Source organism: Streptomyces sp. WM6378, assembly GCF_001279695.1.
Classification (GTDB): domain Bacteria; phylum Actinomycetota; class Actinomycetes; order Streptomycetales; family Streptomycetaceae; genus Streptomyces.
This window is the reverse complement of record NZ_LGDD01000328.1, coordinates 40,609-60,086: the sequence shown is the minus strand read 5'-3', so window position 1 is coordinate 60,086 and position 19,478 is coordinate 40,609. Positions and strand designations below refer to the sequence as shown.

Annotated in this window: 18 protein-coding genes and 2 tRNA genes; 11 read left to right on the top strand and 9 right to left on the bottom strand. The window is 70.6% G+C overall.

The features are described from left to right. Positions 1-12: 12 nt before the first annotated feature. On the top strand, positions 13-768 hold the full coding sequence (locus ADK54_RS35365; protein ID WP_053729891.1) for an AIM24 family protein: 756 nt from the start codon (positions 13-15) through the stop codon (positions 766-768). Between the two features lie 77 nt (positions 769-845). On the opposite strand, the gene ADK54_RS35360 is transcribed toward ADK54_RS35365, so the two are convergent. After that, positions 846-1,367, bottom strand: coding sequence for an NUDIX hydrolase (locus ADK54_RS35360; protein WP_053729890.1), 522 nt, complete (start codon positions 1,365-1,367; stop codon positions 846-848). Continuing rightward, positions 1,364-2,815 carry a zinc-dependent metalloprotease gene (locus ADK54_RS35355; protein ID WP_053729889.1) on the bottom strand — a complete coding sequence of 484 codons (1,452 nt, stop codon included), beginning with the start codon at positions 2,813-2,815 and terminating at the stop codon, positions 1,364-1,366. Before ADK54_RS35355 ends, ADK54_RS35360 begins: the two co-directional genes overlap by 4 nt. Before the next feature lie 189 nt (positions 2,816-3,004). Here ADK54_RS35355 and ADK54_RS35350 point away from each other — a divergent pair, with 189 nt between their 5' ends. The 4 genes from ADK54_RS35350 (at position 3,005) to ADK54_RS35340 (ending at position 6,187) form a co-directional block, all read left to right on the top strand. Beyond that, positions 3,005-4,111, top strand: coding sequence for an SDR family oxidoreductase (locus ADK54_RS35350; RefSeq protein WP_053729888.1), 1,107 nt, complete (start codon positions 3,005-3,007; stop codon positions 4,109-4,111). Between the two features lie 78 nt (positions 4,112-4,189). Continuing rightward, positions 4,190-4,654, top strand: a complete 465-nt coding sequence (locus tag ADK54_RS35345; protein WP_053729887.1) for a molybdenum cofactor biosynthesis protein MoaE — start codon at positions 4,190-4,192, stop codon at positions 4,652-4,654. 164 nt (positions 4,655-4,818) lie between these two features. Continuing rightward, on the top strand, positions 4,819-4,989 hold the full coding sequence (locus ADK54_RS47000; RefSeq protein ID WP_199827102.1) for a hypothetical protein: 171 nt from the start codon (positions 4,819-4,821) through the stop codon (positions 4,987-4,989). Positions 4,990-5,098: 109 nt separating this feature from the next. After that, positions 5,099-6,187: a PDZ domain-containing protein gene (locus tag ADK54_RS35340; RefSeq protein WP_053729886.1), complete on the top strand. Its 1,089-nt coding sequence runs from the start codon at positions 5,099-5,101 to the stop codon at positions 6,185-6,187. A gap of 30 nt (positions 6,188-6,217) precedes the next feature. Here ADK54_RS35340 and ADK54_RS35335 read toward each other — a convergent pair whose 3' ends face one another. After that, positions 6,218-6,763, bottom strand: a complete 546-nt coding sequence (locus ADK54_RS35335) for a PPA1309 family protein (protein WP_053730037.1) — start codon at positions 6,761-6,763, stop codon at positions 6,218-6,220. 135 nt (positions 6,764-6,898) lie between these two features. On the opposite strand from ADK54_RS35335, the gene ADK54_RS35330 reads away from it, so the two are divergent. The 4 genes from ADK54_RS35330 to ADK54_RS35315 all read left to right on the top strand — a co-directional run bounded on the left by ADK54_RS35330 (position 6,899) and on the right by ADK54_RS35315 (position 12,177). Further along, positions 6,899-9,784 carry a UPF0182 family protein gene (locus ADK54_RS35330; RefSeq protein WP_078966869.1) on the top strand — a complete coding sequence of 962 codons (2,886 nt, stop codon included), beginning with the start codon at positions 6,899-6,901 and terminating at the stop codon, positions 9,782-9,784. Positions 9,785-9,881: 97 nt separating this feature from the next. Further along, positions 9,882-9,955, top strand: a tRNA-Met gene (locus ADK54_RS35325). Between the two features lie 240 nt (positions 9,956-10,195). Next, on the top strand, positions 10,196-12,028 hold the full coding sequence (locus tag ADK54_RS35320) for a tetratricopeptide repeat protein (protein ID WP_053729884.1): 1,833 nt from the start codon (positions 10,196-10,198) through the stop codon (positions 12,026-12,028). A 75-nt stretch (positions 12,029-12,103) separates the two neighbouring features. Next, positions 12,104-12,177, top strand: a tRNA-Met gene (locus ADK54_RS35315). A 129-nt stretch (positions 12,178-12,306) separates the two neighbouring features. On the opposite strand, the gene ADK54_RS35310 is transcribed toward ADK54_RS35315, so the two are convergent. Continuing rightward, positions 12,307-12,723 (bottom strand): Fur family transcriptional regulator, encoded by a 417-nt coding sequence (locus ADK54_RS35310; protein ID WP_053729883.1) that lies wholly within the window; start codon positions 12,721-12,723, stop codon positions 12,307-12,309. A gap of 127 nt (positions 12,724-12,850) precedes the next feature. Here ADK54_RS35310 and ADK54_RS35305 point away from each other — a divergent pair, with 127 nt between their 5' ends. Then, positions 12,851-14,320, top strand: coding sequence for a catalase (locus ADK54_RS35305; RefSeq protein WP_053729882.1), 1,470 nt, complete (start codon positions 12,851-12,853; stop codon positions 14,318-14,320). 88 nt (positions 14,321-14,408) lie between these two features. Here the strand turns inward: ADK54_RS35305 and ADK54_RS35300 are convergent, their stop codons facing one another. Both ADK54_RS35300 and hisN read right to left on the bottom strand, forming a co-directional pair. Then, positions 14,409-14,807, bottom strand: a complete 399-nt coding sequence (locus tag ADK54_RS35300) for a cyclic nucleotide-binding/CBS domain-containing protein (protein ID WP_053729881.1) — start codon at positions 14,805-14,807, stop codon at positions 14,409-14,411. Between the two features lie 209 nt (positions 14,808-15,016). Continuing rightward, positions 15,017-15,823: a histidinol-phosphatase gene (gene hisN / locus ADK54_RS35295; RefSeq protein WP_053729880.1), complete on the bottom strand. Its 807-nt coding sequence runs from the start codon at positions 15,821-15,823 to the stop codon at positions 15,017-15,019. A gap of 155 nt (positions 15,824-15,978) precedes the next feature. Here hisN and ADK54_RS35290 point away from each other — a divergent pair, with 155 nt between their 5' ends. After that, complete coding sequence (locus ADK54_RS35290) at positions 15,979-16,638, top strand: TetR/AcrR family transcriptional regulator (RefSeq protein ID WP_053729879.1); 660 nt, start codon at positions 15,979-15,981, stop codon at positions 16,636-16,638. 46 nt (positions 16,639-16,684) lie between these two features. Here the strand turns inward: ADK54_RS35290 and ADK54_RS35285 are convergent, their stop codons facing one another. The 3 genes from ADK54_RS35285 to aroA form a co-directional block, all read right to left on the bottom strand. Then, on the bottom strand, positions 16,685-17,008 hold the full coding sequence (locus ADK54_RS35285; protein ID WP_053730036.1) for a DMT family transporter: 324 nt from the start codon (positions 17,006-17,008) through the stop codon (positions 16,685-16,687). A gap of 98 nt (positions 17,009-17,106) precedes the next feature. After that, positions 17,107-18,120 carry a ribosome small subunit-dependent GTPase A gene (rsgA, locus tag ADK54_RS35280; protein ID WP_053729878.1) on the bottom strand — a complete coding sequence of 338 codons (1,014 nt, stop codon included), beginning with the start codon at positions 18,118-18,120 and terminating at the stop codon, positions 17,107-17,109. A gap of 14 nt (positions 18,121-18,134) precedes the next feature. Then, complete coding sequence (aroA, locus tag ADK54_RS35275; RefSeq protein ID WP_053729877.1) at positions 18,135-19,460, bottom strand: 3-phosphoshikimate 1-carboxyvinyltransferase; 1,326 nt, start codon at positions 19,458-19,460, stop codon at positions 18,135-18,137. Between the last annotated feature and the right edge of the window lie 18 nt (positions 19,461-19,478).

The following is a 19,478-nucleotide window of genomic DNA, read 5'->3' as shown; positions in this document are numbered from 1 at the left end:
GGGAGAGACACCATGCAGAGCCCGCTTTTCAGCTACACCGAGCAGCAGTCCCAGGAGCGGTACACGGCGCAGAACCCGCAGCTGCTGCGGGCCGTGCTCACCGGCCACGACGACCTGCTGGCCCGCAAGGGTTCGATGGTCGCCTACCAGGGGCTGATGGAGTTCGACGGCGAGTACCAGTCGAACGGCCAGCAGCGCGCCCGCGCCCACACCGGCGAGGGCCTGGACCTGATGCGCGTCTCGGGCCAGGGCACGGTCTACCTCGCCAACCTGGCCCAGCACGTCCACGTGGTGGACGTCGACCGGGACGGGCTGACCGTCGACAGCGGCTACGTCCTCGCGATGGACTCCTCGCTGCACTACGAGGTCATCGCCGTGGACAGCCAGTACGGGGTCTCCGGCACCGGCAAGTACCAGCTCAACATCACCGGCACCGGCAAGGTCGTCCTGATGACCTCGGGCCAGCCGCTGATGCTCCAGGTCACGCCCGACAAGTACGTCAACGCGGACGCGGACGCGATCGTGGCTTGGTCGACGTCGCTGCGCGTCCAGATGCAGGCGCAGACGCACTCCACGGGCGTCTGGCGCCGTCGCGGCAGCACGGGCGAGGGCTGGGAACTGAGCTTCCTGGGCCAGGGTTTCGCCCTCGTCCAGCCGAGCGAGGTGCTGCCGCCGCAGAACGCGGTGATCGGGCAGGGCATGCGCGCCCAGTACGGCATGGGCCAACAGGGCGTCCACGCACAGAACCAGGGCAACGCCTGGAGCTAGGCGCTTCGCGGTAAGGGGCGCTCGCCATGGCGAACGCCCCTTACTTTTACGCCAGTTGTAGCCGGGCCTGTCTCCGGCTACAACCGCGCGCGGGTCGCTTCCAGCAGGTTGACCACGGACGCATCGGCGACCGTGGCCACCTCGTCGTAGCCGAACCAGCGCAGGTCCAGGGACTCGTCGCTGATCGCCTCGACCGCGCCGGCCGGGGCGAGCGCCGCGTACTGGACGTCCAGGTGCCAGTGACAGGGCGCCGGGATCGGATGCCGGTCGAGGCGGACCGGGCCGCCCGCGAGCAGGGTGAGACCGGCGACGCCGGACTCCTCCTCGGCCTCGCGCAGCGCGGCGGCCGCCACCGTGGTGTCGCCCGGCTCGCAGTGGCCGCCCATCTGGAGCCACATGTTCAGCTTCTTGTGCAGCGTGAGCAGCACCCGGCCCCGCTCCGGGTCGATGACCAGGGCGCTGGCCGTGAGGTGGCCCGCCTCGCAGGCCTTCCACATGCCGTCGGGGTGTGCGGACAGATGGTCCAGGTAGGCCTGGCGCAGCTCGGGCTGGCCCTCGTACGCCTTCAGTACGAGGACCGCGTCGTCATGCAGGCTCACTTGTCGGAATCGCCCTTGCCATCGTCGGAGCCGTCGGTCTTCTCGTCGGTCTCGGCGTCCTTGTCCTTCTTCAGGGAAGGGCCGTTCTGCTCGGCGGCTTCGCCCAGCATCTTGTCGAGCTCCGAGAAGTCGAGGTGCTCGCGGTGCACGAAGCCGTCCGGGTCGTCCAGGTCGGAGGCGGTCGGCAGCATGTCCGGGTGCTCCCACAGGTCGTCCCGGCCGTCCACACCCCGCGCGTCGGTGAGCGAGGCCCACAGGCGCGAGGCGTCGCGCAGCCGGCGCGGCCGCAGCTCCAGGCCGATCAGCGTGGCGAAGGTCTGCTCGGCGGGGCCGCCGGTCGCCCGGCGCCTGCGCAGCATCTCGCGCAGCGCGTCGGCCGAGGTCAGCCGGGGCTTGGCGGCGGCGTGGACCACCGCGTCCACCCAGCCCTCGACCAGCGCGAGGGCCGTCTCCAGACGGGCCAGAGCGGCCTTCTGCTCGGGGGTGTCCTCGGGCTGGAACATGCCCTGCTGAAGGGCCTCCTGCAACTGCTCGGGGTTCGACACGTCGAGCTGGCCGACGGCGTCCTCCAGCTTCGCGGTGTCGACCTTGATGCCGCGCGCATAGCCCTCGACCGCGCCGAACAGATGCGAGCGCAGCCACGGCACATGGGCGAAGAGCCGCTGGTGGGCGGCCTCGCGCAGGGCCAGGTAGAGCCGGATCTCGTCCTTGGGGACGCCCAGGTCCTTGCCGAACGCCTCGATGTTCAGCGGCAGCAGCGCGGCCTTTCCGGCCGGGCCGAGCGGCAACCCGATGTCGGTCGAGCCGACGACCTCGCCCGCGAGCGTGCCGACGGCCTGCCCGATCTGCTGGCCGAACATGGCGCCGCCCATGGAGCGCATCATGCCGATCAGCGGGCCCGCCATGGCCTGCATCTCCTCGGGAAGGACGCCGCCCATGGCCGCGCCGACGCGCTCGGCGACCGGGTCGACCAGCTCCTTCCAGGCGGGCTGGGTGGCCTCGACCCACTCCGCGCGGCTCCACGCCACGGCGGTGGTGGAGCCCGAGGGCAGCGACGTCGCGTCGTCCAGCCACAGGTCGGCGAGGCGCACGGCCTCTTCGACGGCGGCGCGCTCGGCGGGGCCCACGCTCTCGTCCTTGGTGCCGTCCGCAGTGCCCTGGGCGACCGTCTGGCGGGCGATCTGCTTGGCCATGTCCCAGTTCACGGGACCGCCCTCGTAGCTGAGCATCTGGCCCAGCTGCTGGAAGGCGGCGCCCAGATCGTTCGGGTTCATCGAACCGAACATCGCGGCGAACGGGTTGTCCCCGCCGCCCGCGCTCGGGAAGCCGAAGGGGATGCCGCCCTGGCCGCCGGCACCCTGACCACCTCCGGCAGGGTCCTTCTTCTTGCCGTCGCCGTTGTCCGGCTCCTCCGGCGGAAGGCCGAATCCGAATGGGGTGTCACTCACGGGTTTCCTCGGCTCGTCAGGCCGCCGGCTACTGCCGACGGCGGCTTCCCCACAACAAGACCAGCGTAGACATCCGAACCGGATAAGGGCTCGGTGCTCCGCAGCCTCGCGGCCTGCGGCAGGATGGACGCCACCTGGTACGTACGCGTCATTAACGTACGTACTGAAGACAACCGCTGGAGACGCCCGGTGAGTTCCCCAGATCCACAGGTTCGCGCAGCGCGAAACCTCTCAACCTCAACATCGCGCGGTCCCGTCGTCGCCGTGACCGGTGCGGCGTCCGGGATCGGCGCCCTGCTGACCTCGCGGCTCGCCGCGTCCGACGAGGTCAAGCAGGTCGTCGCCATCGACGAGCGCCGAGGGGACGTCTCCGAGGCGACCTGGCACATCCTGGACGTACGGGACCCGGCGATCGCCGAGAAGCTGCGGGGCGCCGACGTCGTCGTGCACCTGGCGCTCGACCTCGACCTGGAGACCGACTCGGCGGCCCGCACCGCCTACAACGTGCGCGGCACCCAGACCGTGCTGACCGCCGCGGCCGCGGCCGGCGTCCACCGGGTCGTCCTGTGCACCTCGGCGATGGTCTACGGGGCGCTGCCCGACAACGACATCCCGCTCTCCGAGGACGCCGAGCTGCGGGCCACCGCCGAGGCGACCGGCGTCGGCGACCTCCTGGAGATCGAACGCCTGGGGCGGCGCGCACCCCGCGCCCACCCCGGGCTCAACGTCACGGTGGTGAGGCCCGCCGTCCTGGTGGGCGGCACCGACACCGCGCTCACCCGGTACTTCGAGTCGCCCCGCCTCCTGGTCGTCGCCGGATCCCGTCCCACCTGGCAGTTCTGCCATGTCGACGACCTGTGCAGCGCGCTGGAGTACGCGGCCCTGGAGAAGGTCGACGGAGAGTTCGCGGTCGGCTGCGACGGGTGGCTGGAGCAGGAGGAGGTCGAGGAGCTCAGCGGCATCCGCCGCATGGAGCTGCCCTCGGCGGTCGCCCTGGGCGCGGCCGCCAGGCTGCACCGGATCGGCCTCACCCCGTCGCCCGCCGGAGATCTCGCGTACACGATGCACCCGTGGGTCGTGAGCGTCGGGCGCCTGCACGAAGCGGGCTGGCGGCCGCGCTGGACCAACGAGGAGGTGCTCGCCGAGCTCCTCGAAGAGGTCGCCGGCCGGCACACGGTCGCCGGCCGCAGGCTCGGCCGCAAGGACGCCACCGCCGCGGGTGCCGCGGGCGCCACGGTCGCGCTCCTCGGCGCGGCCGCGGTGGTGCGCAGGGCCCGCAAGCGCCGGGGGCTGTAGGACCCTCCTATCCAGGCGCACGGCACCCGGTCGAAAGAGCTATTCCGGGATGTCGGTGCCGTACGGCACGATGGGAACATGGCACGCACGTACCCCGACCACCCCGGTGAGCAGGCGGCGCAGGACCCGATCCGGCTGCTCGCGATCCGCGACACCCCGATCTCCGTCGACGAGGTCTTCGCGGCTTCGGGCGACTTCGCGGCGGGCGGCACCACGCTCTTCGTCGGCACCGTGCGCAACCACGACGGCGGCTCGGACGTCGACACGCTCGGGTATTCCTGCCACCCCAGCGCCGAGGCGGAGATGCGCCGGGTGGCCGAGAAGGTCGTCGCCGACTATCCGGTCCGCGCGCTGGCCGCCGTCCACCGTGTGGGCGATCTGGCCGTCGGCGATATCGCGGTCGTCGTCGCGGTCTCCTGCCCGCACCGCGGGGAGGCCTTCGAGGCCTGCCGCAAGCTGATCGACGACCTCAAGCACGAGGTTCCGATCTGGAAGCACCAGAAGTTCTCGGACGGCACGGAGGAGTGGGTAGGGGCCTGCTGAGGGGCTCGCGCGCGCCTGCTGACGCGGTCTCCTCGTCTGAAACCCTGTCGGGTGCCTTGCGCCCCGATTTGCGTAACCGCACCCCTGGCGTGAGCGTTGGACTGGCAGATGACTAATCTGCTGATCTGTCAGTTGCGGTCGCTCATTGGGGACGGGAGGACGGAATGGCTGCACTCCTGTGGCTGCTGATTCCGCTTTTCGCTGCTGTCGGCGCGGCGATATGGGCGAGCTGGGCAGCCCGTGATCGCACGTCCGGCGATGTTGCCGAACTCGCCGGGTACAGCCGGTTCCGTGAAGCGATGGCGAAATCGCACTCCGGAACCGACGCCGTCTGAGCGTTCCCGACCGGCGCGAGGCGCCTTCGTTTCGTACGCGATCGCCAACGGCCCCCGTACGGACCGGCCCCAGGGGTGGGCGCACAGATCGGTCCCGTACTGTCGTTCCATGCCACGCCGCACCGCGACGATGCTCGCCTCCACCCTCGTGCTGATCGCGCTGCTCTGCGCCGGGGTGCTCATCAAAGTGCCGTACTCCGAGATGTCTCCCGGGCCCACCGTGAACACGCTCGGCGACTCCGGCGGCGAGCCGGTGCTGCAGATCTCCGGTCACAAGACCTACCCGACGACCGGTCACCTCAACATGACGACGGTCAGGGTCACCGGTGCGGACTACCGGATGAACATCTTCGAGGCCGTCTACGGCTGGCTGGCGCACGACAGCGTGGTCGTCCCGCACGACACGCTCTACCCGGACGGCAAGACCGACGAGCAGTCCAACCAGGAGAACGCCGAGGAGTTCAGCCAGTCCCAGGAGAGCGCCAAGGTGGCGGCCCTGAACGAGCTGTCCATCCCGGTCAAGAGCTGGGTCATCGTCTCCTCGGTGGTCAAGGGCAGCCCGGCCGAGGGCAAGCTGCACGCCGGTGACGCCATCAAGGCCGTCGACGGCGCCCCGGTCACCAAGCCGGCCGACGTCGCGACCCTCGTCACCAAGCACAAGCCCGGCCAGAACGTGGTCTTCACGATCATCCCCGCCAAGGAGGCGGCGGCCGCCAAGAAGGCGGGCAAGGCGCCCGAGGGCGGCGAGAAGATCACCATCGCCACCGAGAAGGCGTCGGACGGCGACCGTGCCATCGTCGGCATCCAGGCCGGGACCGACCACGCCTTCCCGTTCACCGTCGACATCAAGCTCGCCGACGTCGGCGGGCCCAGCGCGGGGCTCATGTTCTCGCTCGGCATCGTCGACAAGCTGACGCCCGAGGATCTGACCGGCGGAAAGTTCGTCGCCGGCACCGGAACGATCGACGACACCGGCAAGGTCGGCCCGATCGGCGGCATCGAGATGAAGCTGATCGGCGCGCGCCAGGCGGGCGCCCGCTACTTCCTGACGCCCAAGGACAACTGCCAGGCCGCCGCCTCCGACATCCCCTCGGGCCTCACGCTGGTGAAGGTCGACACCATCCACGACGCCCGGCAGTCCCTGGACAAGATCCGCGCGGGGGACACGGCCGGACTGCCGAGCTGCTCGGCCAAGTGACGCCGGCCGCGCCCCTGAGGGGCCCGGCCGCTAGGCGAAGGTCGCGGCCAGCGCCTCGGCGAGGCCCGGCACCAGGTCGGGGCCGGTCAGGACCTCCGTAGGAGAGTCCTTCTCGCGGAGCCGGATGGCGGACTCGCGGGCGCCTCCGCGCAGCACCGCCACCGTCATCCGGACCTCCTGACGGTCCGGGTGCGTGGCCACCCACTTGGCGAGCTCCTTGTCGCCGAGGCCCTCCGGCACGGAGGTCTCGGCGGACGGCGGGAGCATCAGGCGCTCCACCGTGAGCGCGCAGCCGGCCACGGAGTCGGGCCAGGCGATGGTGCCGAGGAACTTGTCCAGCGGCTTGTTCCGCGGGATCTCCTCCTGCTCGATCGGGGTCAGTCCGGAGACCTGGGCGTCGTCGGCGGTGGAGACCAGGCCCGGCGCCTGGGCACGGAGCTTCGCGGTGTCGACGAGTGCGAAAAGGCGGGCCGGCTTGTCCCAGCCCAGACCGGATGCGTACTCGTCGATTTCGAGCACCGCGCGGGTGAGCGGGCTCGCGGCCATCGGAGGGCCGGAGGGGGAAACGTTGGACATGAACAACATCCTGCCCTCTTTCACCCCTCGACCGGGAACTGAGTAAAGCCTCAGTAAGTTGCATGAGTGGGCCCTACGATCGCGGGGCCCGCCCATACGACAGCGAACTTCGAGGTGCGCACCTTGGCTTTCCAGATGCCGGACCGCGGCTCAGGCCCGTCCGGGCCACGGATCAGAGTCGGCCGGCCGTCCCGCCGCGTCCGGACCCTGCTCATGACACTGGGCATCCTGGCCGTGCTTGCCATGGCCTTCGTCATGTTCGCTGGGTTCTGGACCGACTGGCTCTGGTACCGCTCGGTCCACTACTCGTCGGTCTTCACCACCCAGCTGTGGACCAAGATCGGACTCTTCTGCGTCTTCGGGCTGCTGATGGCGGTGGCCGTCGGCCTGAACATCTGGCTGGCGCACCGGCTGCGGCCGCCGCTCAGCGCGATGTCCCTGGAGCAGCAGAGCCTCGACCGCTACCGGATGGGCATCGCCCCGTACAAGAAGTGGATGCTGCTCGGGATCACCGCGCTGGTCGGCCTCATCGCCGGCGCCTCCGCCTCCGGTCAGTGGCGCACCTGGCTGATGTGGGTCAACGGGGTGCCGTTCGGCCAGAAGGACCCGCAGTTCCATCTGGACGTGTCGTTCTACGCCTTCGACCTGCCCTGGTACCGCTTCATGCTCGGCTTCGGCTTCGCCGCCGCCGTCCTGTCGCTCATCGCCGCCGCTCTGACGCACTACCTGTACGGCGGCCTGCGCATCACCAGCCCCGGCGCGCGCGCCACGGGAGCGGCCACCGGGCACCTTTCGGTGCTGCTCGGCGTCTTCGTGGTCCTCAAGGCCGTGGCGTACTGGCTGGACCGGTACGGGCTCGCGGTCAAGTCCAGTGACTTCAAGGCGACCAACAACTGGACGGGCCTTCGGTACGTCGACGCCAACGCCTACCTCCCGGCGAAGACCATCCTGTTCTGCATCGCGGTCATCTGCGCCGTGCTGTTCTTCGCGACCCTGTGGCGCCGCACCTGGCAGCTGCCCGTCATCGGCTTCGGCCTGATGGTGCTCTCGGCGATCCTGATCGGCGGGCTCTACCCGGCGATCGTGCAGAAGTTCCAGGTCCAGCCCAACGAGCAGGCCAAGGAAGCGCCGTACATCCAGAAGAACATCGACGCCACCCGCAAGGCGTACGGCATCGACAACGCGGACGTGCAGGACTACAAGGGCACCACCGACGCCAAGGACAACCCGAAGCTGCGCTCGGCGGCCGACACGGCGGCCAGCTACCGGATCATCGACCCCAACGTCGTCTCGCCCGCCTTCCAGCAGCTCCAGCAGGAGCGCAAGTACTACCAGTTTCCCTCGACCCTGGACGTGGACCGCTACACCGACAAGGACGGCAAGGAGCAGGACACCGTCATCGGGCTGCGCGAGCTCAACCTCAAGGGCATCGACAAGCGCAACTGGATCAACGACCACTTCACCTACACCCACGGCTTCGGCGCGATCGCGGCCAAGGGCACCAGCGTGGACGTCAACGGCGCGCCCGACTTCACCGAGTCCGGGCTGCCCACCAGCGGCCAGCTCGCCTCCGGCTACGAGCAGCGCATCTACTACGGAGAGAAGACCGACCAGTACTCGATCGTCGGCGGGCCCCAGAAGGAGCTCGACTACGAGAGCGAGGGCAAGGGCCAGGTCACGACGAGCTTCGAGGGCAAGGGCGGGGTGAGCCTGTCCAACCCGTTCAACCGGGCCGCGTACGCCGTCACCTTCAGCGAGCCGCAGATCCTGTACTCGGGAGCCATCGGCAAGGGCTCGAAGATCCTCTACAACCGCACCCCCAAGGAGCGCGTCGAGGCGGTCGCCCCGTGGCTGACCATCGACGGCGACGCCTACCCGGCGGTCGTCGGCAAGCGCATCCAGTGGGTCGTTGACGCGTACACGACGACCAACGGCTACCCCTACGCCTCGCGCACCACGCTCGGCGAGACGACCACCGACTCGCTGACCGACAACCAGCGCGCGGTGATGGCCCAGCAGAACCAGGTCAACTACATCCGCAACTCGGTGAAGGCGACCGTCGACGCGTACGACGGCACGGTCACGCTGTACCAGTGGGACGACAAGGACCCGGTCCTCAAGACGTGGATGAAGGCGTTCCCCGGCACGGTGAAGGCCAAGTCCCAGATCCCCGAGGACCTCAAGGCGCACCTGCGCTACCCGCAGGACATGTTCAAGGTCCAGCGCGAGCTGCTCACCCGCTACCACGTCACCAACCCCGCGCAGTTCTACAGCGGCAGTGACGCCTGGCAGGTGCCGGACGACCCGACCAACAAGGACAACAGCGCGGTTCCGCCGTACTACCTGTCCATGAAGATGCCGGGCGCCGAGGCCGAGGGGAAGAAGTTCTCGCTGACCACGACGTTCACGCCCAACGGCCGGCCCAACCTGGGCGGGTTCATGGCGGTCGACGCCGATGCCGCGAGCAAGGACTACGGCAAGATCAGGCTGCTCCGGGTCACCGACAACGTGCAGGGCCCGCAGCAGGTGCAGAGCAAGCTGAACGGCCTGCCCGAAGTCGCCGAGTTCGTACGGAACCTGAGAGGCACCGACTCCGAGATCGACTACGGCAATCTGCTGACCGTGCCGCTCGGCGGGGGCTTCCTCTACATCGAGCCGGTGTACGCACGCGGTGGCAGCGCCAACTACCCGCTCCTGAAGAAGGTCGGCGTCTCCTACGGCGACAAGACCGTCTTCAAGGACAACCTGGCGGACGCGCTCAGCGCGGTCTTCGGAGCCGACGGGGCCACCCCGCCGCCCACGACGACACCGCCGACCACACCACCCACCACCACGCCGCCGGCCTCCGGCAACGCGACGGTGGACCAGGCCATCAAGGACGCGCAGAAGGCGTACGACGACGGCCAGAAGGCGCTCGCCAAGGGTGACTGGAAGGCCTACGGCGACGCCCAGAAGGCGCTTCAGAACGCCCTGCAGCAGGCGGCCGACGCGGAGGCGAAGGCGACTCAGCCGAAGAGCTGACCCGGCGGGACCGGAGCCGACCCGGACAGACCGGGTCGGCTCCGGTCCGCGCTGGTCAGGGGGGTACCCCGCACCGTGGTAGCGTTGTGTTCACCGACGCGGGGTGGAGCAGCTCGGTAGCTCGCTGGGCTCATAACCCAGAGGTCGCAGGTTCAAATCCTGTCCCCGCTACTCACTGACGAGGGCCCGGATCCTTTCAAGGATCCGGGCCCTCGTTGTGTGTGCGCCGGGGTCCGCCGAGCTTGTCCGATTACCGGTGGCCGGAACCTTCCGGTGTGAAAACTGGTCTTCCCGGGGGGAGTTGGGTACAACGGGTTTGGCTTGTCTCTCTGTGGGCATGTCGACAAAACGCTGAAGTGACCTCACTGGCTGCGGTATACCAGGTGTACGCGGGTTGCGGGTGGTGCGACGATGGTATTTATGGGGGACAGGGCAACTCTGTTGGAGACAGGGCGGTTTGTGCAGACACGCTCCGATGAGGATGCTGACACCGCTGACGCCGAGACCGAGGCGCGGCACCGGCGTGCCGCCGACGGCGGCGACGCCGAGTCGATGAGCGTGCTCGGCTCCCTGTTGCTGCGCCGCGGCGACCTCGACAGCGCCGAGCCCTATCTGCGCGGCGCCACCGCCGAGGGCGACCGGGCCGCCGCCAACAACCTGGGCGTCCTGCTCCACCAGCGCGGCTACGCGGACGAGGCGGCCGGCTGGTGGCGCATCGCCGCCGTCGCCGGATCCGCCGCCGCCGCGCACGCGCTCGGCCGGCACTACCGCGAGCGCGGCGACGAGCCCGCCGCCGAGTACTGGCTGCGCCAGTCCGCCGAACAGGGCCACGCGCTGGGTGCGTACGCGCTCGCCGACCTCCTGGAACACCGCAGCGACGTCGGCGCCGAGCGCTGGCTGCGCGCCGCCGCCGAACAGGGGCACCGCGAGGCCGCCTACCGTCTTGCCCGCCTCCTCGACGGGCGTGGTGACGGCGAGGCCGCCGGCGAAGGCCCCGGTGACATCGCTGTCGACCAGGCGCCAGAAGGTGAAGGGGCGGCCGACGAGGCCGAGCCCTGGTACCGGCAGGCCGCCGCCCGCGGCCACCGCCGGGCCGCCCTGCACCTCGGCGCGATCCTGGAGAAGCGCGGCGAACTCAAGGAGGCCGGCCGCTGGTACCTGACGTCCGCCAAGGACGGCGAGGCCAAGGCCGCCTGCGCGCTCGGCTTCCTGCTGCGCGACGCGGGCGACGAGGAGAGCGCCGCCGTGTGGTGGCTGCGCGCCGCCCAGGACGGCGACGGCAACGCGGCCAACGCCCTCGGCGCGCTGCACGCGGCGCGGGGCGAGCAGCAGACCGCCGAGCGCTGGTACCGCGAGGCGATGGGCGCCGGGGACGTGAACGGGGCGTACAACCTCGGGCTGCTCTGCGCCGCCCAGAACCGCACCGCCCAGGCCGAGCAGTGGTACCGCAGGGCCGCCTACTCCGGACACCGCGAGGCGGCCAACGCGCTCGCCATCCTGCTGCTCCAGGCCGGGGATGCGACCGGCGCCGAGCCCTGGTTCTCCAAGGCCGCCGAGGCCGGCAGCGTGGACGCCGCCTTCAACCTCGGCATCCTCTTCGCCGGCCGCGACGAGGACCGTACGGCCCTGAAGTGGTACGAGCGGGCCGCCGCGGCCGGGCACACCGACGCGGCCCTCCAGGTCGGCATCGCGCTGCTGCGGGACGGTGAGGAGCAGGCCGCCGAGCGTCATCTGCGGTGCGCGGCGGGCGGCGGCAGCGCCGAGGCCGCCTTCCGCCTGGCCACCCTCCTCGACGCGCGTCAGCCCCCGCCGGGCCCGCCCGCGCTCGGCGAGCCGATGGCGGAGAAGACCGAGTGCGAGGAGTGGTACGAGCGGGCCGCGCAGCAGGGCCACCGCCGCGCCCAGGTCCGGGTCGGCATGCTGGCCGCGGCCCGGGGCGACCTGGTGGCGGCCGCACGCTGGTACGGGGAGGCGGCCGAGGCGGGCAGCCGCAACGGCGCCTTCAACCTCGGGCTGCTGCTCGCCCGCGAGGGCCGCGAGCGCGAGGCCGCCCTGTGGTGGACCCGTGCCGCCCACGCCGGACACGGCCGGGCCGCGCTGCGCCTCGCCCTGCTCGCCGCCCGCCACGGCGAGCTGGCCGAGGGACAGCGCTGGTGCGCGAAGGCGGTCGAGCTGGGCCCGGCGGAGGTCGCCGAGCGGGCCGCCCGGCTGCGCGAGGCACTCCACCAGGAGCTCACGGCCTAGTGACCCCGGGCGTTTCCGCAGGTCTGGAACAGATTTGCGCTGGTCGGGGTCGTCCCGTAAGGTTGTGTTCACCGACGCGGGGTGGAGCAGCTCGGTAGCTCGCTGGGCTCATAACCCAGAGGTCGCAGGTTCAAATCCTGTCCCCGCTACTTGCAGGCTGAGGCCCGAATCCTTTGGGGGATTCGGGCCTCAGTCGTTTTCTGAGCCCTTGTAGACAGAAGTGAAGCCCTCCAGCCAAGTAGTGGCCGGAGGGCTTCTTCGTGTTCCGGGGTGCCGGATCAGGCCGCCGCGCAGTTCGGGCACGTGCCGCGGTAGGTGACCTCGACGGCCGCGATCGTGAAGCCGAAGCGCTCGGTGTCGGGGAGGTCGGCCAGCGGGTTGCCCTGCGGGTGGACGTCACGGATCGCGCCGCACTGGGCGCAGACCAGGTGCTGGTGCGGTCGGTGCGCGTTCGGGTCGTAGCGCTTGGCGCGGCGGTCCGTGGAGACCTCCAGGATCTCGCCGAGCGTCACCAGCTCGCCCAGGGTGTTGTACACCGTCGCCCGGGAGATCTCGGGCAGCCGTTCCACCGCGCGTGCGTGCACTTCGTCCGCCGTCAGGTGGACGTGGTCGCCGTCGAGGACCTCGGCCACGACGCGCCGCTGTGCGGTCATGCGCCAGCCGCGGCCGCGCAGTCGCTCCAACAGGTCACTCATAAGGACCAGCCTAACAGGGTAGGGGGCCCAGTTCCGAACAGGTGTGGCTTTGGAACCTTGCTTGACTTAGACAATGTCCATTGTAGGATCGGGTCAGGCAGACACCAAGGGACAGGACTTGCAGGACATGACGCAGGAGGCGCACGTGACACAGGGACCGCTCACCACGGAGGCCGGCGCACCGGTGGCCGACAACCAGAACAGCGCGACCGCGGGCGCGGGCGGTCCGGTCCTGGTCCAGGACCAGTCGCTCCTGGAGAAGCTCGCCCACTTCAACCGCGAGCGCATCCCGGAGCGCATCGTCCACGCGCGGGGTGCGGGCGCGTACGGCACCTTCACGCTCACCCGTGACGTCTCGCAGTGGACGCGTGCCAAGTTCCTCTCCGAGGTCGGCAAGCAGACGGAGACCTTCCTGCGCTTCTCCACCGTGGCCGGCAACCTCGGCTCCGCCGACGCCGTGCGCGACCCCCGCGGCTTCGCGCTGAAGTTCTACACGGAGGAGGGGAACTACGACCTGGTCGGGAACAACACGCCCGTCTTCTTCATCAAGGACGCCATCAAGTTCCCCGACTTCATCCACACCCAGAAGCGCGACCCGTACTCGGGCAGCCAGGAAGCCGACAACGTCTGGGACTTCTGGGGCCTGAGCCCCGAGAGCACCCACCAGGTGACGTGGCTCTTCGGTGACCGCGGCATCCCGGCGACCCTGCGCCACATGAACGGCTACGGCTCGCACACGTTCCAGTGGAACAACGAGGCCGGCGAGGTCTTCTGGGTCAAGTACCACTTCAAGACCGACCAGGGGATCAAGAACCTCACCCAGGACGAGGCCAACAAGCTCGCCGGTGAGGACCCGGACAGCCACCAGCGCGACCTGCGCGAGGCCATCGAGCGCGGCGACTTCCCGTCCTGGACCGTGCAGGTGCAGATCATGCCGGACGCGGACGCGGCGACCTACCGCTTCAACCCGTTCGACCTCACCAAGGTGTGGCCGCACGAGGACTACCCGCCGATCGAGATCGGCAAGCTGGAGCTCAACCGCAACCCGGAGAACATCTTCGCCGAGGTCGAGCAGTCCATCTTCAGCCCCGCGCACTTCGTGCCGGGCATCGGTCCCTCGCCGGACAAGATGCTCCAGGGCCGCCTGTTCGCGTACGGCGACGCGCACCGCTACCGCGTCGGCATCAACGCCGACCACCTGCCGGTGAACCGCCCGCACGCCACCGAGGCGCGTACCAACTCCCGTGACGGCTACCTGTACGACGGCCGCCACAAGGGCGCGAAGAACTACGAGCCCAACAGCTTCGGCGGCCCCTTCCAGACCGACCGCCCGCTGTGGCAGGGCAGCCCGGTCGCCGGTGTCACCGGCAGCACCGAGGCGCCCTCCCACGCCGAGGACAACGACTTCGTGCAGGCCGGAAACCTCTACCGGCTGTACTCGGAGGACGAGAAGGCCCGGCTGATCGACAACCTGGCGGGCTTCATCGCCAAGGTTTCGCGCGACGACATCGCAGAGCGTGCGATCAACAACTTCCGCCAGGCGGACGGTGACTTCGGCAAGCGGCTCGAAGCCGCGGTCCAGGCCCTTCGCGGCTGATTCGGGCCCGCGGGCCGAAGATGAACAGAAGGCCGGACTCCCTGCGGGGAGTCCGGCCTTCTGGCGTTCCGGGGCCGGAGCCCGGTGGTCAGCCGGCCATCGCGGCCTCGCGCCGCGCCGGGGCCCAGCAGCGGATGATGTCGCGGACCGAGACGACGCCGACCGGGCCGTGGCCGTCGAGCACGATCAGGTGCCGGAAGCCGCCGTGCGTCATGGCCTCGGCGGCTTCCAGGAGAGTCCAGGACGGCGCCGCGAAGACGACGTCGGTGGTCGTGTGCTTGCTCGCCGTCTCGTGGTCCGGGTTCTGGCCCAGGCCGACGGAGTTGAGGATGTCGCGCTCGGTGAGGATGCCGATGCCGCTGGTGTCGGGGTCGAGGACGATGGCCGCGCCGACCCGGCGTGCGGACATCAGCCGGGCCGCCTGGCGGAGGGTGTGGGCAGGTCCGATGGTGAGGACCATCGTGCTCATGGCGTCACGGACGAGCATGGATGGAGCCACCTCCTTGGTGGATTCGGTTCCCGGCACGGCTGACGCAGCCCGCTCCGGAAAGAATTCACAAGTTCACAAGTGGGGGGACTCCTAGAGTCGCATCCGGACCGCCCGTCAACAAGGGGCTGGTAGAGGTCAGTCGAGGGGCGCGTAAAAGTACGACTCACGCCCATCGTGAGCCTCAGGCGCGGCCCTCCCGGCGCTGCTTACGCCTGCGCGCTGTCGCCGAGGTAGCCGAGCAGCTCCTCGTGGAGCAGGCCGTTGGAGGCCGCCGCGTTGCCGCTGTGCGGGCCCGGCCGCCCGTCGAGGCCGGTGAAGACGCCGCCGGCCTCCTGCACCACGATCACGTTCGCCGCCATGTCCCACATGGACAGCTCCGGCTCCGCGCAGAAGTCCACCGAACCCTCGGCGACCATCATGTACGGCCAGAAGTCGCCGTACGCGCGGGTGCGCCAGCACTCCCGGGTCAGGTCCAGGAAGTCGTCCAGCTTGCCCCGCTCCTCCCAGCCGCTCAGCGAGGAGTACGAGAACGACGCGTCGGCCAGCTTCGAGACGCTGGAGACCTTCAGGCGGGTCGCCGAGGTCAGGCTGCGGCCGGTGAACGCGCCGTGGCCCTTCGCCGCCCACCAGCGCCGGTTCAGGGCGGGCGCCGAGACGACGCCGACCACCGGCTGGAAGCCGTGCTCGCCCGCCTCCATCAGCGAGATCAGGGTCGCCCACACCGGCACGCCGCGGACGTAGTTCTTGGTGCCGTCGATCGGGTCGACCACCCAGCGGCGCGGGCCCGTGCCCTCCAGGCCGTACTCCTCGCCGAGGATCGCGTCGCGCGGCCGCGCCCGCTGCAGATGCCCCCGGATGACCTCCTCGGCCGCCTTGTCGGCCTCGCTCACCGGCGTCATGTCCGGCTTGGTCTCGACCTTCAGGTCGAGGGCCTTGAACCGGTCCATGGTGGCCGCGTCGGCGGCGTCCGCGAGGACGTGGGCGAGGCGGAGGTCATCGTGATAGTCGGGCATGGTCACCACCGTAGCGATCGCCCGCGGTGCGGACCACAGTGCCCGCACTCCGGACGCCCCGCGCGCCGCCCACGGTGGCTATTGACAGTCCCTTCGAGCGCGTCAACTCTGAACTCGGAGCCGCTCGCAAGGTCTCGGGGGCTCGGGAGGCGACCATGCCCACAGCGCGGGAATCCTTACTGGACGCCGCTCTCTCGGCGCTCGCGGGACTGCCCTGGTCGGGGGTCCGGATGGTGGACGTGGCATCCGCCGCCGGGGTCTCGCGGCAGACCCTCTACAACGAGTTCGGAAGCAAAGACGGCCTCGCCCGCGCGCTCGTGCGCCGGGAGGCCGATGTTTATCTGCGGGGCGTCGACAGAGCGCTCGCCGAGCGCCCCCAGGCATCTCCGACAGGCGCCGATGCAGCGGGGGCCCCCATCGGCCCGGCCGACCGCCTGGTCCGCGTCGCGGAGTGGATGGTCGGCTCGGCCCGCTCCAGCGCCCTGGTGCGGGCCCTGCTCACGGGCTGCTGGAGCGAACGCCTGCCCGCGCCTTCGATCCGTACCACCGCCGCCGTCTCGGCCGTGCCCGCCCAGCGCCGCGCCGACGCCGGGGTGCCCGGGCCCGCCGAACTCGTCGCCGCCGTACGGGACCGGGCGCTCGCCGCGCTGGAGAAGGAGGTGCCGGGCGCGGATCCGGTGGAGCTGGGGCGGTACTGCGAGACGGCGGTGCGGCTCGGCCTGTCCTGCGTGGTGGCGCCGCCGGGGAGGGGCGAGGGGCAGGCCGGGTACATCCGCTCGGTGCTCGCCCGGCTGCCGGTGCGCGCGGTGGGGTAGCCGGGACCGTTGCGTGACGGTCCGCCAAAAGGGCTCGGGGCGTGGGTCAGTGGGCCGAGCCGGAGATCTGCAGGCCGATCACACCCACGATGACCAGTGAGATCGACACCAGCTTGAGGGTGGAGACCACGTCACCGAGGAAGACCATGCCGTAGATCGCGGTGCCGGCCGCCCCGATGCCCGTCCACACCGCGTACGCCGGACCCACGTCCAGCTTCTTCAGCGACAGCGTGAGGAGGCCGAACGAGCCCAGTGCGAACGCGGCGAAGGCGACCGTCGGCCAGAGCCGGGTGAAACCGTGCGACAGCTTCAGGCAGACGGCGAAGCCCGTTTCGAGGATTCCCGCCACCACGACCAGCAGCCACGCCATGTCCAGGGCCTCCCACAACGCATCGTCGTCGCTGACTGCATGGTCAACACTTGGTGCGATTATGCAACGGAGGGCATGCACACGCCCGTGGAAACAGGTCAGTCGCCCTCGCGTCGCTCCCTCGTCGCGAGCAGTCGGCGCAACGAGTAGAGCCGGGCCGGATCGGCGTGCCCGTCCGCCACCCACTGGTCCAGCGCGCACTCCGCCTCGTCGTGGCTGCACGCGCGCGGGCAGTTCTCGGTGCCCGGTACGAGATCGGGGAAGGCCAGAATCACCCTTGACGGGTCGACGTGGTGAAGGCCGAAGGACCGTACGCCCGGGGTGTCGATGACCCAGCCGCCGTCCGCGCTGTCCAGAGGCAGCGCGAGCGCCGAGGTGGTGGTGTGGCGGCCGCGTCCGGTGACCGCGTTCACATGCCCGGTGATACGCCGCTGGGCCTCCGGGACCAGCGCGTTGACCAGGGTCGTCTTGCCGACGCCGGAGTGGCCGACGAACGCGGTGACCCGGCCGTGCAGTTGCTCGCGCACCCGGTCCGCCGCGTTGCCCTCGTACAGCTCCTCGCGCGAGGTGACCACGAACGGGACGCCCAACGCGCCGTACATCTCCAGGAGTTCGTTGGCCGGGGCGAGGTCCGACTTCGTCAGGACCAGGAGCGGTTCCAGGCCACCGTCGTACGCCGCCACCAGGCAGCGGTCGATGAGGCGGGGCCGCGGCTCGGGGTCGGCGAGGGCGGTGACGATGGCGAGCTGGTCGGCGTTGGCGACGACCACGCGCTCGTACGGGTCGTCGTCGTCGGCCGTGCGCCGCAGGACCGAGCTGCGCTTGCCGATCCGTACGATCCGCGCGAGCGTGTCCTTCTTGCCGGACAGGTCGCCCACGATGTCGACCCGGTCGCCCACCACGGCCGCCTTGCGGCCCAGTTCGCGGGCCTTCATGGCGTGGATCGTGCGATCCCCGACCAGGCAGGTGAGGCGGCCCCGGTCGACCGTGAGGACCATGCCTTCGGCGGCGTCCTCGTGCTTGGGGCGGATGCTGGTGCGGGGGCGGTTGCCCTTGGGGTTGGGGCGGACGCGGATGTCGTCCTCGTCGGGGTTCTTGCCGTAGCGGCGCATGATCTAAGCCCCGCTCAGCTTCCGGACCCTGCCAGCATCGAACTCCACATGTCCGGGAAGTCGGGCAGCGTCTTGGCCGTCGTCGCCACGTTCTCGATCCGCACGCCGTCCACGGCGAGGCCGATGATCGCGCCGGCGGTGGCCATCCGGTGGTCGTCGTAGGTGTGGAAGACGCCGCCGTGCAGCGGGCGCGGGCGGATGTGCAGGCCGTCGGCGGTCTCCGTGACGTCGCCGCCGAGCTCGTTGATCTCCTTGGTGAGCGCGGCCAGGCGGTCCGTCTCGTGCAGCCGCAGGTGCGCGACGCCGCGCAGCGTGGACGGGGAGTCGGCGAGCGCCGCGACGGCCGCGATGCCGGGGGTCAGCTCGCCGACCTCGCTCAGGTCCACGTCGATGCCGTGGATGCGGCCGGAGCCGTTGAACACGAGCCCGCGGTCGGTCAGTTGGCAGGTGCCGCCCATCTCCGTGAAGATCTGCCGCAGCTGGTCGCCGGGCTGGGTGGTGCGGACCGGCCAGTCGGGGATGACGACCGTGCCGCCCGTGATGAGGGCGGCCGCCAGGAACGGCTGGGCGTTGGACAGATCCGGCTCGACGGTCAGGTCGCGGCCGAGCAGTGCCGAGTGCGAGACCCGCCACACGTTCGGCTCGCCGCCCGTCTCCGGCTCGTCGACCTGGGCGCCCACGCAGCGCAGCATGTCGACCGTCATCCGGATGTGCGGCATGGACGGCAGCGCGGAGCCCACGTGCCGCACCTCGACGCCCTGGTTGAACCGGGGGGCCGAGAGCAGCAGGGCCGAGACGAACTGGGAGCTGGAGGAGGCGTCGATCTCCACCCGGCCGCCTTCGAGGGCGCCCGCGCCGTGCACGGTCATCGGGAGCGCGCCGCGGTTGTCGTCGTCGATGCGGGCGCCCAGTGCGCGCAGGCCGTTGATCACGCCGCCGAGCGGGCGCTCGTAGGAACGCGGGTCGCCGTCGAAGCGGACCGGGCCGTCGGCCAGGGCCGCGACCGGGGGCAGGAAGCGCATGACCGTACCGGCGTTGCCGACGTCGACCGTGGCCGGGCCGTGCAGACCGGCCGGGATCACTCGCCAGGCCTCGCCCGAGCCGTCCGGACCCACGCCCTCCTCGATGCCGACGCCCAGGGTGCGCAGGGCCTCCGCCATCAGCAGGGTGTCGCGCGAGCGCAGGGGGCGGCGCAGCCAGCCGGGCTCGGCGGCGAGCGCCGCCAGGACGAGCCCGCGATTGGTGACCGATTTCGATCCGGGCACGGTGACCGTCGCGTCGACGGCTCCGCTCGCGAGGGGGGCGGGCCAGAGGGCGGGGTGCACGGGCGTTTCGGTCATGGCCCTCACTTTAGTGGG